Raw genomic sequence first — 14,174 nt, forward strand, 5'->3', positions numbered from 1 at the left:
ATCGACGCGCTACGAGCAGCGCTCGACGATCATCACCACCAACGTGGGGATCAGCGGCTGGGGCAGGGTGTTCGGGGACGACGTGGCGGCGAGCGCGATCGCGGACAGGGTGTGCCACCACTGCCACCTGGTCAAGATAACCGGCAGGTCCTACAGGCTGAAGGACCTGCCGAGGGACGGCCCCGTCAAGCCGTGACCGGAATCGGTGAAAATACGTTAGCGCAACCGGTGAAACCGCCTTTGCGCGAACGGCGCGCCTGTTTAGCGAAACTGGTGAAAAATAGATTGACGCTAACACGCGACGCCCGCGCGCGCCTTCAGGGCGATGCTCGGGGAGGACGCGGCGGCGCTGCTGGACGCCTACGGCGTGGGGGACGTGCCGCTCGGCGACCTCGACCTGACGCCGGGGCTCATCGAGAGGGCGCGCGCAGAGAGGGGCGATGCCCCGCTGGCCTAGCCTAGGAGAAAAACGGAATAGACGGACCGACCGTCCGGCTGAGTCTGGGAAGAGGTGCCGGGCGGCGGGCGGAGCATGGCCACCGGACCCATCGAAACACATCTCCACCATTCCTTCAACTGGGAAAATGGCGCCCCCGGGGCCCGAGAGGGGCCGCGGGGGCGTTCGGTTAACTGCGGGAGCGAGCCATCAGCTCAATGTGTTCGGCTGAGATCGGAAATCAACCTGGTTGGACAGCACATTGACGCACCGTCCAACCACTTTGTATAGAGATAGCAACCTTACATAAGATATATTATCGTACTTATCCTCGTAAGAAGGCGTATGCGCTGGTTGCCGCTATGGCTCCGTCCGAAACGGCGGTCACAACCTGGCGTAAACGCTTGGAACGGATATCGCCGGCAGCAAACAAGCCCGGCGTGCGAGTGGCCATAGAGTCGTCGGTAACGATACCGCCGTCAGGCGCCAGATCCACCAGATGCTGTACAAGCTCGGTATGGGGCTGTGTTCCGGCAAAGACAAAGATGCCAAACGAACCTGGATCGAAGGACTCGGAATAGGTATCACCGGTGGCGTTGTCCTTAAACGTGATAGTTGTAGGCATGGCCTCGCCCGATAGCTCCACAATACTAGTTTGGTACCTAACAGAAATATTATCTTTAGCGAGCACCTTTTGAACCACGCCATCGGGAGCACGGAACTGATCGCGGCGCAAGACGATGGTCACGCTGCTGGCAATTTCTGATAAGAACAGGGCTTCCTCGCAGGCAGCATTACCGCCGCCAATGACAAAGACCTGTTTGCCACGAAAGAACATGCCGTCGCACGTCGCACAATACGAAACGCCGCGACCGCGATACGTATCCTCGCCAACAAAACCAGCAGAGCGCGGCGTGGCACCCATGCAGGCAATAACGCTTGAGGCCACCGTGTCGCCCGTATCGTGATGCACCGTAAACAGCGCCGCATCCGCATCGTAATCGATACCCGTCACCATGCTCCATGCAACCTGTGCTCCCAGGCCCTCTGCATGTTGCTGAAAACGCTCGCCGAGCTCGGCACCGCTCAAGAGCGGAATGCCCGGATAGTTTTCGACCTCATTGGTTGTGGCGATCTGTCCTCCCGACATGCCTTGCTCAATCACGGTCGTCGTTAGATTGGATCGCGCAGCATAAATGGCTGCAGCATAGCCCGCTGGGCCGCCGCCGATAATCGCAACATCGATCGGCTGATTGGTAGTCATGGAGTGTCCTCTCATCGAAACATTGGCGTTCTTTGCGCTCATACCCAAATTTAGGAGAACATGACAGTCATGCACTACAATGATTCTTTGCGAAACAACGATGAAGGGGAGTTATCGATGGATCAAACGCAGATGGGCAATGACGCTCCCCTGCCCACGCAAAGCGCCCCCCAATCGGAGCAATTGATGCCGCCACCCGGACAAAAGCCCTTAGTGACCATTGTCCACGCATCGGTTGGTTCGGGACACAAAGCGGCAGCAAACGCTATCGCGCAAGCATTCGAGCTTATACGCGGCACCAAGGGCATACCGCAGGATGTCGAGATTGAGGTCTTGGATATCCTCGATTTTGGACGCATAAAATTCGACGGCAACAAAACGGCCGCATCGTTTACCGGCGCCACACGCCCAATTTATGACTTGACCTGGCGATATACCCTTACCGGACACCTGCTTTGGGGCGGCGGCACGGCATGGTCGCGCATTATGTTTCCCGCATTTAACGAATACGTTCGCACTCGTAGGCCTATTGCCGTGGTCGCCACACATATCACGGCAGCCAACGTTGCGGTTGGTGCGCGCGTCATTACGGGCATCGACTATCCCGTCATTTGCGTGCCGACCGATTACGAGGTCGAGGGCTGGTGGCCCCATAAGGACACTGACTTATTCTGCGTGGCAAACGAGTTTATGGCCGAGACGCTCCGCCCACGCAAGGTTCCCGAGGCAAAGATACGCATTACGGGCATCCCTATTCGCGCTGGATTTGACACGGATTACAATCGTGAGGAAGAACTCGAGAAGTTCAATCTCCCTATCGACAAGACCATTGTGCTGGTAATGGCCGGCGCCAGTTTGCCTCAACCGTACGTTCGTTTTCGCGCGGCGATGGACCACACCCTCCCCTTCCTCCGTAGCTTCGAGGATATGCACTTTGTCTTTTTGCCGGGCAAGGACACGGAATACGCCACGCGCCTGAAAACGCTCTTCGAAGCCATGAAACTCGAAAACGTCACGGTTCTTGACTATGTCGATGACATGGCAGCGCTCATGCACGGCTGTGATCTGGCAATTCTCAAATCGGGTGGACTCACTGTTACCGAATGCCTGTGTGCACACCTGCCGATGATTCTGCTGGGCAAGTCCTATGGCCAGGAAAAGGCCAACACCACCATGCTCACCGACTTGGGCGCCAGCATGCATGTCACCACCGCACGCGAGCTCATTGTGACGCTGCGCCATCTCCACGATCATCCCGAGTCGCTCAAGGCACTGCTCATCAATGGCGAAGTGCTACGTCGTCCACACGCGGCCGAGGACATCGCCATCGCAACCATGGAACTTGTAGGCAAGCCCCAAAAGCGCAAACGAGCCTTCTGCCGCTTCTACTGGGGCGGAAAACCTGCGCATATCCGCTAAGGTCTTAATGTCCGCTTACCCGCGGGAGGCCCCTATATATCATCCCGTGCTCAAACATTCTCGCTTCGCTGCGAAACTGCGCGCGGGACGATATATAGGGGCCTCCCGCAGGCAAGCTGCGTTTACGTATTAGCAGCTATACCAGATTCCCCACCATTAGAATCTGCAAAGGCGAAACCGGAAAATATAAATACAGTAAGCCGACACGACAAAGGTGGCGTCCCTTTGACGCGCCGGCTTACTAGAAAGATTGTTATATCTCAAGCATGTAGCCCTTTCGCCTGAGCCCCATACATATCGTCCCGCGCGCAGTTTCGCAGCGAAGCGAGAATGTTTGAGCACGGGATGATATGTATGGGGCTCAGGCGAAAGCGGAATCCATGCGCCCCTGCGATGCGAGAATGTTTGAGCATGGAATGATATGTGTGAGAGGCGGGCGGGAGGGATACGAGCGCCCCCGCGAGAATGTTTGAGCATGGGATGATATATAGGGGCCACCCACGGGTGAGCGGACATTACAATACGCCGCTAGAACCGAAACCGCCGGCTCCTCGGTCGGTTTCGTCTAGTTCGTCTACCTCCACGAGATTGACCGTGGGAACTTCTTGGATGACGAGTTGAGCGATTCGGTCACCCTTGTTGATCTGGATTTCATTGGATGGATCCAGGTTGATAAGGATGACTTTAAGCTCACCTCGATAGTGGGCGTCTATAAGACCGGGCGTGTTGACTATAGACAGACCCTGCTTAATAGCCAGGCCACTGCGAGGCTGAACGAAGCCAGCGTATCCATCGGGCAGCGCGATCGCAAGGCCAGTAGAGACCAAGCGTCGCTCGAAGGGCTTAAGGGTACAGTCCTCATTGGCACGGAGGTCCAAACCGGCATCTGAGGGATGGGCGTATTTGGGAAGCTCGATCGTAGGGTCGAGACGCTTAATGTTGACCGTAATGTTGGACATAAAATCACCTTAGCTTGTCGAGCTCTTGCAAAAACTCATCGATGTCTTTGAAATCGCGATAGACCGAGGCAAAGCGAATGTAGGCCACCTTGTCGATCTTGGCCAAGCGCTTAAGCACCATGTCGCCCAGGTCGTGGGACGTAACGGCCGTCAGCGTACGGGAACGCAGCTCCACCTCGATGTCATCGATGAGCTCATTGAGCTTTTTCGTGTCGATGTCGCGCTTAATCGTAGCGCGCATTAAGCCGACCAGCAGCTTATTGCGATCGAACCGCTGCTTTGACCCATCAGATTTGATGACCTCGATGGGGTCTTCGCATCGCTCGAATGTTGTGAAGCGATAGTTGCACGAACAACATTCACGACGGCGTTTAATGGTGTTATTAGATTCCTGCATACGGGAATCGACAACACGGGTATGTGCATTGCCGCATCTGGGACAGCGCATGGTACCTCCTCCAAAACGATAACAAGGGTACCATGTGCCGGAGTTTAAATCTTACGAACGCGCAGGAACTTTAAGAACGTCACCCGCATCGAGTGACCCATGCTCCAGATGATTGACACTACGAATTATGTCAGAAGTCTCCTGCGTAGAAAGACCGTCAACGGAATGCTCCTGAGCAAGCGACCACAGGGAATCGCCAGACTGAACACGGACGGTCTCATAGGTAACGTTAGATGCCGACTCGGCATATGCGGCGTGACGAGCGCTGAAGATCGAGGTAGCAAGTACAAAGAAGAGCGTGAGCGCAACGGCCAGGGCGACAATCGTCGAGGCCTTCAGAGCAACGGGGGCCGAAGTCGTGGCGACGCACTGGCTGCGGACGGGCTTGCCAGGCAGTGTTTGAAAACCAGATCGGCCGCCTTTGACAACCGTGAAAGCCGGCGCCGCAGGCGTCTCGAGCTTAAGGGCGAGGTTTCCCTGGACCATATCCGTTGCATTCATCATGTTCTCCTCTCGCGTTTTTTGACGAGAACTGTTTTATCAAGCCGCGAGGACAAAAAAGTCTAGCGCGGGAACGAGTGTTCGGTTATTATTATCTTCGAACAGTTGTTCCTGTCAAGCAAACATAGAACATTTGTTTGGGTTAGGTAGAGAGGAATCCCTGATGGCTCGCAAAATTACCAAGCGACAGCAGCAGATTTACGACTTCATCAAGGAGTATCAGCAGGAAAAGGGCTATCCGCCCAGCGTGCGTGAGATGGCTTCGGCTGTGGGTCTTTCCTCCCCTAGCACCGTACATGCACATCTCTCCGCACTGGAAGCACGCGGCCTGCTCAAACGTGACGCCACCAAGCCTCGTGCCCTAGAGCTCTTTGACGAGGACGGAGCCTCCGTCTCCATCTCAAAGTCCGATGAGCCCACGGCACCCCGCGGAACCGTATCGCTACCCCTCGTGGGCCGTGTCGCCGCAGGGATCCCCATCCTTGCCGAGCAGAATATCGAGGACACCTTTACCATCCCGACCGAGATCGCAACGGACCAGGGGTCTTTTATCCTCGAGGTCCACGGCAATTCGATGATTAACGTCGGTATCCTTAACGGCGACTATATCATCGTTCGCGAACAGAAGAGCGCCATGAATGGCGAGATCGTTGTGGCCATGATCGATGGCTCCGCAACGGTCAAAACGTTCTACAAGGAGCAGGGACGAGTTCGCTTGCAGCCCGAAAATGACACCATGGAGCCCATCTATGCGACAAATCCGACGATCCTGGGCAAGGTTGTTGGATTGATGCGCCGGTTCTCGTAATGCAAAACCGCATCACGGTCTTTGATACCATTCGCGGATTTACCATGCTGTCGATGGCAGGATTTCATGCTTGCTACGATCTTGCCTATCTTTATGGTTGGGATATGCCCTGGTTTACTCAGACCATCTTCCAAGACATCTGGCGTGCCAGCATCAGTTGGGTATTTTTGTTTATTGCCGGCTGGATGTGCACCCTCTCGCGCAACAACATCAAGCGTGCCGTCAAATATGCCGCTGCCGCTTTTGTCGTATGGGTCGCGACGACGCTCGTCTCAGTCGATGACTCGGTGAACTTCGGCATCATGTTCTGCATGGCGGCCTGCACCGCCATTGTCGCGCTTGCGCGTCCAGTGATCGTTAAAGTGCCGTCGGTATGGGGTATAGCAATTTGCCTCACACTTTTTGCCCTTACCTGGAGCATTCCTAAAACGGTTTATCCTATCCCCTATTTAGCTTGGCTGGGTTTCCCAAGTCCAGACTTTGTCTCTGGTGATTACTATCCAGTCATACCATTCTTATTTATGTACCTTGCAGGCTTCTTTGCCGCCCACACGGCTCAGGAAGCAAACTATGAGGCGCCGGGATGGGCCTATGCGAATCCCATCCCGGCGCTCGCAAGTCTCGGGCGCCATGCACTGCCGTTCTACCTGCTTCATCAACCGGTTATCTTGGGTGTACTGGAGCTGATTTACTCTGTTCGATAACGCTCGAGACGCGGTGCGATACGGGCCGGAAGCTTTGCCACAATACGAACGCCGTCCTCGAGGTATTCCTCGTGCAGAAGGGTTCCCTGTTCGTGCACGAGCGTGATTAACGCACCCTCTCGATACGGGATATCGGCCGAGAGCAACACGTTCGTAGCGGCCGCCTCACGAGCGATGCGGTCGACTAAGTCATCAAGGCCCTCACCCGTCTGAGCCGAGAACAATACCGCCTCGGGATAGCGCCGGCGAAAGCTCAAGCGGTCGACGCTATCGAGCAGATCGATTTTATTGAACACGGTAAGCGTCAGGCGCTCACCGGCACCAATCTCGTCAAGGACACGATCAACCGCCTCAAGCTGACGCTCGTAATCCTCATCGGAAGCATCCACAACTTTAAGAACCAAATCGGCGCCGAGCACCTCGGAAAGCGTAGATTTAAACGCGTCGACCAGGCCATGGGGCAGCTTTTGAATAAAGCCAACGGTATCAGTGATCGTCATGCCACGGCCACCGGGTAAACGATACGAACGCGTCGTAGGATCGAGCGTGGCAAACAGCTTATCCTGCGAAAGTACCGTGGATCCCGTCAATCGATTAAGCAACGTCGACTTACCGGCATTGGTGTAGCCAGCCAACGCTACGCGAAACGCCGGCGATTCAATACGGCTTTTCGATTGCACATCACGACGTTGTTCAACCTGTTTCAATTCGCGGCGAAGCGCAGCGATCTTATCGCGAATCAGGCGACGGTCGACCTCGAGCTGGCTTTCGCCCTGGCCAAAACGCGATCCAATGCCGCCACGCGTCTGTTCCTTAGCAAGGTGGCTCCACATACCTCGCAGACGGGGCAGCAGATACTGTAACTGAGCCAGCTGCACCTGTAAGCGACCCTCACGCGTCTGAGCATGCAGGCCAAAGATATCCAAAATCAACGCCGTACGGTCAATAATCTTGACCGGTTCGCCCACGGCTTTCTCAAGATAGGACTGCTGTGAAGGAGTCAAGTCGTCGTCGAAGATTACAACATCCGCATCCATACGATGCACCAAACCGCATAGCTCCTCGACCTTACCGGAGCCGATAAACGATTTGGGATAAGGTTTGACCAGACGCTGAGACAAGCGTGCCACGCATTGGGCTCCAGCAGTGTGAGCCAAGCGCTCGAGCTCGTCGAGCGAACGGTCGAGCGGCCAGGCGTTATCGCGCCACTCAACACCAACCAAGACGGCACGCTCAGGTTCAGGCGCCGTGGGAACCAAGGGAAAACGTGCCATTAGGCAGCCTCAATACGACGGTAGATATCATCGACGACCTCATCGATCGTAAACTCATCCATATCGAACCACACGATGCGATCGTCACGCTTAAACCAGGAAAGTTGGCGCTTGGCATAGCGACGTGAGCGCATCTTGATAAGCTCGCGGGCCTCGTCCATGGTAATAGCGCCTCGCAAGGCATCAATAATCTCTTTGTAACCGATTGCCTGCATCGACGTGAGTGCATCACCCAGGCCCTGGTCCATAAGGCCACGGACCTCATCAACCAGCCCCTGCTCAAACATAAGGTCGACACGCAGGTTAATGCGCTCATACAGCACTTCACGGCTACGCGTCAGACCAAACCACAAGGCATGATAACGCTCATGCGGAACGCTGAATTTAGACTTCTGCTGGGCATACGACACACCGTCATCGTGCATCTCGAGCGCACGGATCACGCGGCGCACGTTATGGGGATGAATCACGGCAGCCGATTCCGGATCACGCTCGGCAAGCAGGGCATGCATAGCTTTCTCGCCAATACGCTCGGCAAGCTCCTGATAACCCGCGCGGCGTTCGTCCTCGAGCTCTCCCGAAGGAAAATCCATTTCATCGAGTGCAGCCTTAAGATACAAGCCCGTGCCGCCGCAAAAGACCGGAAGCCGTTGCTCACCAAGCAAACGCTCGATATGCGCCCGGGCATCAGACTGATAGAGCGCAGCAGAATACGCGACGCCCGGGTCCACGATATCGACAAGCCGCAGGGGCACCGAGCACTCCTCGGGCATCATCTTGGCCGTACCGATATCCATACCGCGATAGATTTGCATCGCGTCACACGATAACACTTCAGACGACAGACGAGAGGCCAGGCGGTCGGCAACATCACTCTTGCCGACCGCCGTCGGACCGACGATCGCTACGGCAGAAAGGTTTGTGCCGGAGGAAACCATTAGCGAGGCTCACCCACAACGGAGCCAGACAGATACCACGTCTTGGCGACATCCACATCGACATCGACGATTTTGCCGATAAGCTGATCGATGCTATAGCCAGCGGGAATCGGCGCATGCACTGTCTGGTTCTTAGGACTTTTACCAAGAAGGACTGCGTCGTTTTTCTTGCTCGTGCCCTCAATAAGCGCAGGCACCACGGTGTGAAGCTCGCCCTGGTTATACTCGTATGCCGTCGTCTCGATAACCTTGACCAGACGGTTAAAGCGCTCAAGGATAACCTCATGCGGGGTGGGATCATAGATCTCAGCTGCCGGGGTACCGGCGCGCTTGGAGTAAATAAACGTGTAGGCCTGGGCATAGCGCACCGTCTCGGCAAGCGAGAGCGTCTGCTCAAAGTCTTCCTCGGTCTCGCCCGGGAAGCCCACGATGATGTCGGTCGAAAGCGCAATTTCGGGCATACGGTTACGAATGCGATCGACCAGGCCCAGATAATCCTCGCGCGTGTACCGACGATTCATCTCTTTAAGGATGCGCGTGGAACCCGACTGAACGGCTAGGTGAAGCTGCGGCATGACGGCAGGTGTCTCGGCCATAGCATCGATGGTCTCGGGAAGCAAATCCTTGGGGTGCGAAGAAGTAAAGAAGATACGCTCGACGCCCGTATCACCCACGGCGCGCAGCAGGTCGGCAAAGCGCGGCTTGCCAAAGAGATCGCGACCGTAGGAGTTTACGTTTTGTCCCAGCAGCGTAATCTCGCGCACACCCTGACGCACCAGACCCGTCACCTCGTCGACAATCTCCTCGAAGGGACGGCTCTTCTCGCGACCACGGACGTACGGCACGATGCAGTACGTGCAGAAGTTGTTGCAGCCCGTCATGATGGGCACCCATGCATGATACTGCGTCTCGCGATGCCACGGCATACTCATGGCGTCCGTATCTTCATGCTCATTCGTGCGGATATGGCGCTTGCCATCCATAAACGCCTCGGCGATAAGCTCCGCCACGTGCGCAATCGAATGCGTACCAAAAATAACGTTGACGTTATCGACGTTGGTGAGCAGGCCCTCGCCATCGCGCTGAGCGATGCAGCCACCCACGGCGACCACACGCTTGCCCGAAGGAGAAGGAGGAAGACTCTTGCAGGAATTGCACTGACCGTACAGGCGCGTATCGGCAGCCTCGCGCACACAGCACGTCATGAATACGACAATATCGGCATGCTCCGGATCGAGCGCCATAAGACAGCCATAGGAATCGAGCAAACCGCTCACGCGCTCTGAGTCGTGCTGATTCATCTGGCAGCCGAATGTGCGGATAAAATAGGTTTTACCGGCAAGAATATCGCGTACGAAGCGCTGGTCCATGAGTTTACATCCTAACGATGATATCGACGGGGCACAAAGGTGCTACAAACGTGCGAAAACTCGCTTACGCAACAGGCTTCACATCGTCCATGACGACATTGTCCATAGCAGCCCGATTAATCTGGTGAACGTAGATAGAGAGACGGATTGCCGTGCGAGACTCCCCGTTAATGAGGATGTCAGAGAACACCGGCGCACAAGAGACATCAAAGCCAGTCGGAATCAAAAAACCTCGCGCAATGGCAACGGCCTTTATGGCCTGGTTGACGGCGCCGGCACCGACGCACTGAATGTTGACGGGAACGCCATCTTTGACCATACCGGCAATGGCGCCGGCAACGGACGCGGGCGATGATTTGCTTGATACCTTCAGGCAATCCATGAAGAAACTCCTGCGTTTAAAAGTACGTTTTAACTGCAATAACTGTATCGTACCGAGCGGACTCGGTAAAGATGCTACTCCTCTTTGGCAAGATCGAACGTCACGGTGATGCGATCACGTGAAACGCGAATCTTAGGGTCGCCGCACAGATTGAGGTAATACCGGGCGGCGAGGTCATTGAAGTCGCGCTCAACAGCACGCGAAAACTGTGCCATGTCATCCTTGGCAATGCGAAGGCCTCGACGGTCCTTGGCAAGATCGACTGGAGCCGGCAATTGCGAGGTGGAATCGCGCTCGCGCAGCAGGCGCGCACACACACCGCGAACGGGCTTAATCTGTCCTGACAGAATACGGTGGGCAGTACGCTCGGACATCTCGAGACCCAGCCCGGAGCAAATCCGGATAAAATCCTCGGCATCCGAAGCGAGACCTAAACGATCGATAACCGGAAGCTCACACTCGTCATCGATAAAGAGCAGGCGTGACGTATCGAGACGACTGGAAGCCTGGGCGTACAGGGTCGCCGCGATCTCGGACGGAGAGCCCAGATACACGTCGCAGTCGCGCAGCTCCTCAAGGGCAAACTCGCAGGCTGCGCGAATGATGTTGTGAGGACCACGAGCGCATACATAGCGGCCGTCTTCGTCTTTAACCGCCTGAGGCCAGCTCGACTGGTCGGCGCGCTCAGCCAAGCGATCGGTGTCAACGCACACCTTAAACGCTGAGCCCAAATCGACGCCCGATGTAACAACGCGTGCCTCATCGGTGTTCTGCTTGATAGAGAACAGCGCCATACCACGACCGTGAACACCCCAACGGTCCATCTTCATGCTCTCGAGCTTGGAGGTGACACGGGCATCGAAGATACGCTCCTGCATATCCTGCGGCACACCCGAACCGTTATCCAGGAAGAGGAGGGTACGAACACCCTCCTCCTTGGTCGTGGCTAGATAGACCTTATCGGCTCCGGCATCGCGAGCATTACGCAGCATCTCGATGACAATGTCCTCTACATGCTGAATGTCATGCTTGGCCTGACGGCGCTCGGCCTCCGAAACGCGGAGGCGGACATACCCCTCGCCAAGGTTTTCCTCGACGCGAAGGTTGCCCTCCCCCGACATCGACGCGATAAATGAGATGAGCTCGTTCGCGTCGTTCATGTTATTTAGCGATATCGACGGCACGGCTCTCGCGAATCACGACAACGCGCACCTGACCGGGATACTCCATCTCTTCCTCGATCTGATGGGCGATATCGTGCGCAAGCACCGTGGACTGGGCATCGGAAATCTTGTCCGGCTGAACCATGACATGGACCTCGCGACCGGCCTGCATAGCATAGGTACGCTCGACGCCGTCATGAGAGTTGGCAATCTCCTCGAGCTTCTCAAGGCGCTTGATGTAGCTCTCGGCCGACTCGCGACGGGCGCCGGGACGAGAAGCGGAAACAGCATCGGCAGCCTGGACCAGAACGTCGAGCACCGTGTTGGGGTCGACATCGGCATGATGGGCCTCGATTGCGTGGACGATAACGGGCTTCTCGCCATAACGGCGGGCAAGCTCGGCGCCAATCACAGCATGCGGACCCTCAACGTCGTGGTCGATGGCCTTGCCCAGGTCATGCAGAAGACCCGCGCGCTTGGCGGTCACAACATCCAGACCAAGCTCGGAGGCCATGATGCCGCACAGGTCGGAGACCTCAAGCGAGTGCTGTAGCACGTTCTGACCAAACGAGGTGCGGTAGCGCAGAGCGCCCAGGGTTTTGACGATCTCGGGATGCAGGTCGTGGATTCCGGTATCGAAGGCGGCCTGCTCGCCGGCTTCGAGCACACGCTGCTGAACCAAGTCAGCGGCCTTGTGGTACATCTCCTCGATGCGGGCAGGGTGAATACGACCGTCGGCAATGAGGTTCTCGAGCGCCACGCGGGCGGTCTCACGACGGACCGGATCAAAGCTCGAAAGCACGACAGTCTCGGGGGTGTCGTCGATCACAAGGTTGACGCCGGAAACCTGCTCGAAAGTACGGATGTTACGACCCTCGCGACCGATGATGCGGCCCTTAAGGTCATCGGAGGGAATATGAACGGACGTGACGGTGACCTCGGCGGTATGGTCGGCGGCACAGCGCTGGATCGCCAGGGAGAGAATCTCCTGAGCGGTCTTGTGGCACTCGGCGCGGACCTGTTGCTCGGACTCACGGATGATGGTGGCCGCCTCATGGGTAACCTCGCCGCGGACCTTGTCGAGCAGCTCCTTGTGAGCATCCTCGCGCGTAAGGTCGGCAATACGCTCGAGCTCGGAGGTCTGCTTGGCGCAAAGCTCCTCAAGTTCGCGAGAGCGCTTCTCGACCTGACCGGCCTGGCTGGACAGCTGATGCTCGCGCTTATCGAGCGCATCGTTGCGTCGGTCGAGCGATTCCTCGCGCTGCATCACGCGATTTTCGAGCGCGCGAATCTCGCTCTTACGCTGCTTGTCCTCGGCCTCGGCGGCCTGTTTGTTCTTGATGATCTCTTCCTTAGCCTCGAGCAGAGCCTCTTTTTTGAGGGTCTCGGCCTGACGCTTAGCATCACCGATCAGGGACTCTGCCTGCGCGTGTGCCGACTGAATCTTTTCTTCGGCCTCGTGAAGACTACCCTGCTTGGCGGTGCGCATGTAGGCAATGGCGACGATGGCACCCAAAACAATGCCAACGAGCGCTGCAATGATAAGTGGCATGCTCACTCCTTTTTATGGATTCGTTACACAACAAAGCGAACCGTCCATACGAACGGCTCGCGACATTTGAGTAATATGGGCGCAGCTTATGCGGGTCGGATACAGATAAACATATAAACAAACTCATCGCAGATGAGCACATATCACAATGCAAATGACAGTAATTATCCTACGTTGAACCGCAACAACTGTCAAATTAACGCACCCAGCACGGCGCCTATCGAGCGGTGAACGGCAGGAGCGTAACGTGCGCATGCTTAAACGTCGCATTTCTCGCTTAAGGCATCGAGGCGCGCCTTAACGGCATCCGCGGAAATGTGATAGGAAAAGCCCTTGCCCATCAAAAATCTGACGAGCTTTTCGAATGCACGTGCCTCGGGAACGCGACGCTTAGCGAGCAAAGCCGATGCGCGAGCCAAGTCGTCATCCTCGGCAAAATAAGCCTCGGGATACCCTGGAATCTCATCAAGTGCAACATGGCGACGCTTGAGTTCAGTCTCGATTTTGCGCTGTCCCCAACCACGACGCTTACGCTCCTCGATAAAGTACGAGCAAAAGCGGTTCTCATCTAAAAAACGATACTCGATGGCACGATTGACGGCAAAGTCGATCGCGGGCTGACGAAAGCCATAGCGCGCCAACTTATCGCGCACCTCGCCCGTAGCATGATCACGACGCGAAAGCATCTCGGTCACCATGGTGAGCGCACATTTGCATTCGATAAGCTGCACCGCCTCGCGAAAGTCATCCCAGTCGCAGGGAAGACCGGGACGATTCTGAACGTACACACGTGCCACACGCACGGGAATCCAAATGGACCGTTCAAAACCGCCCTCCAGATCGCAATCGATATGTGCACAGGGCTTTTTAGACGCATAACCGCTCGAGAACGAGGAGGCCGTCTTCTTATCCGGAAAAACGACCCTAGCCTCGGTCACCGTATACGACATGTCGCC

General features: G+C 56.2%; 15 protein-coding genes. 4 read left to right on the forward strand and 11 right to left on the reverse strand.

The genetic code is table 11. The annotated features are described in order from the left end of the window. A partial coding sequence (locus tag ACTQ05_RS02295; RefSeq protein ID WP_441537844.1) for an ATP-binding protein occupies nucleotides 1-196 on the forward strand: 196 nt, incomplete at its 5' end. Nucleotides 197-761: 565 nt separating this feature from the next. On the opposite strand, the gene ACTQ05_RS02300 is transcribed toward ACTQ05_RS02295, so the two are convergent. Beyond that, nucleotides 762-1,700 (reverse strand): NAD(P)/FAD-dependent oxidoreductase, encoded by a 939-nt coding sequence (locus tag ACTQ05_RS02300; protein ID WP_441537845.1) that lies wholly within the window; start codon nucleotides 1,698-1,700, stop codon nucleotides 762-764. A 186-nt stretch (nucleotides 1,701-1,886) separates the two neighbouring features. Between ACTQ05_RS02300 and ACTQ05_RS02305 the strand changes: the two genes are divergently transcribed. Then, nucleotides 1,887-3,119, forward strand: a complete 1,233-nt coding sequence (locus ACTQ05_RS02305) for an MGDG synthase family glycosyltransferase (RefSeq protein WP_441537846.1) — start codon at nucleotides 1,887-1,889, stop codon at nucleotides 3,117-3,119. A gap of 515 nt (nucleotides 3,120-3,634) precedes the next feature. Here ACTQ05_RS02305 and dut read toward each other — a convergent pair. Genes dut through ACTQ05_RS02320 form a run of 3 tightly spaced genes read right to left on the reverse strand, consistent with a single transcriptional unit; the run spans nucleotide 3,635 to nucleotide 5,027 of the window. Further along, nucleotides 3,635-4,078, reverse strand: a complete 444-nt coding sequence (gene dut / locus ACTQ05_RS02310) for a dUTP diphosphatase (RefSeq protein ID WP_441537847.1) — start codon at nucleotides 4,076-4,078, stop codon at nucleotides 3,635-3,637. A gap of 4 nt (nucleotides 4,079-4,082) precedes the next feature. Then, on the reverse strand, nucleotides 4,083-4,526 hold the full coding sequence (nrdR, locus tag ACTQ05_RS02315) for a transcriptional regulator NrdR (RefSeq protein ID WP_154516361.1): 444 nt from the start codon (nucleotides 4,524-4,526) through the stop codon (nucleotides 4,083-4,085). 51 nt (nucleotides 4,527-4,577) lie between these two features. Beyond that, nucleotides 4,578-5,027: a LysM peptidoglycan-binding domain-containing protein gene (locus ACTQ05_RS02320; RefSeq protein WP_427717462.1), complete on the reverse strand. Its 450-nt coding sequence runs from the start codon at nucleotides 5,025-5,027 to the stop codon at nucleotides 4,578-4,580. 163 nt (nucleotides 5,028-5,190) lie between these two features. Between ACTQ05_RS02320 and lexA the strand changes: the two genes are divergently transcribed. Both lexA and ACTQ05_RS02330 read left to right on the forward strand, forming a co-directional pair. Beyond that, nucleotides 5,191-5,835: a transcriptional repressor LexA gene (lexA, locus tag ACTQ05_RS02325; RefSeq protein WP_427717464.1), complete on the forward strand. Its 645-nt coding sequence runs from the start codon at nucleotides 5,191-5,193 to the stop codon at nucleotides 5,833-5,835. After that, nucleotides 5,835-6,539 carry a heparan-alpha-glucosaminide N-acetyltransferase gene (locus ACTQ05_RS02330; protein ID WP_441537848.1) on the forward strand — a complete coding sequence of 235 codons (705 nt, stop codon included), beginning with the start codon at nucleotides 5,835-5,837 and terminating at the stop codon, nucleotides 6,537-6,539. Before lexA ends, ACTQ05_RS02330 begins: the two co-directional genes overlap by 1 nt. Here ACTQ05_RS02330 and hflX read toward each other — a convergent pair. The 7 genes from hflX to ACTQ05_RS02365 form a co-directional block, all read right to left on the reverse strand. Further along, nucleotides 6,524-7,813, reverse strand: a complete 1,290-nt coding sequence (gene hflX / locus ACTQ05_RS02335; protein ID WP_441537849.1) for a GTPase HflX — start codon at nucleotides 7,811-7,813, stop codon at nucleotides 6,524-6,526. The genes ACTQ05_RS02330 and hflX overlap by 16 nt on opposite strands. Then, nucleotides 7,813-8,751, reverse strand: coding sequence for a tRNA (adenosine(37)-N6)-dimethylallyltransferase MiaA (gene miaA / locus ACTQ05_RS02340; RefSeq protein WP_441537850.1), 939 nt, complete (start codon nucleotides 8,749-8,751; stop codon nucleotides 7,813-7,815). Before miaA ends, hflX begins: the two co-directional genes overlap by 1 nt. Then, nucleotides 8,751-10,121, reverse strand: a complete 1,371-nt coding sequence (miaB, locus tag ACTQ05_RS02345) for a tRNA (N6-isopentenyl adenosine(37)-C2)-methylthiotransferase MiaB (protein ID WP_427717472.1) — start codon at nucleotides 10,119-10,121, stop codon at nucleotides 8,751-8,753. The genes miaA and miaB overlap by 1 nt, the downstream gene beginning before the upstream one ends. Before the next feature lie 64 nt (nucleotides 10,122-10,185). After that, nucleotides 10,186-10,503, reverse strand: a complete 318-nt coding sequence (locus ACTQ05_RS02350; RefSeq protein WP_118079896.1) for a stage V sporulation protein S — start codon at nucleotides 10,501-10,503, stop codon at nucleotides 10,186-10,188. 74 nt (nucleotides 10,504-10,577) lie between these two features. Next, the gene (locus ACTQ05_RS02355) at nucleotides 10,578-11,663 is read right to left on the reverse strand and encodes an ATP-binding protein (protein WP_427795683.1); all 1,086 of its coding nucleotides are present in this window, start codon (nucleotides 11,661-11,663) and stop codon (nucleotides 10,578-10,580) included. Nucleotide 11,664: 1 nt separating this feature from the next. Continuing rightward, on the reverse strand, nucleotides 11,665-13,218 hold the full coding sequence (gene rny / locus ACTQ05_RS02360) for a ribonuclease Y (protein WP_427726813.1): 1,554 nt from the start codon (nucleotides 13,216-13,218) through the stop codon (nucleotides 11,665-11,667). Between the two features lie 257 nt (nucleotides 13,219-13,475). Then, complete coding sequence (locus ACTQ05_RS02365; protein ID WP_441537851.1) at nucleotides 13,476-14,168, reverse strand: regulatory protein RecX; 693 nt, start codon at nucleotides 14,166-14,168, stop codon at nucleotides 13,476-13,478. Nucleotides 14,169-14,174: the final 6 nt, after the last annotated feature.

The sequence above is a fragment of the Collinsella sp. LCP21S3_A9 genome (assembly GCF_052118785.1).
In the GTDB taxonomy this organism is placed as follows: Bacteria; Actinomycetota; Coriobacteriia; order Coriobacteriales; family Coriobacteriaceae; genus Collinsella.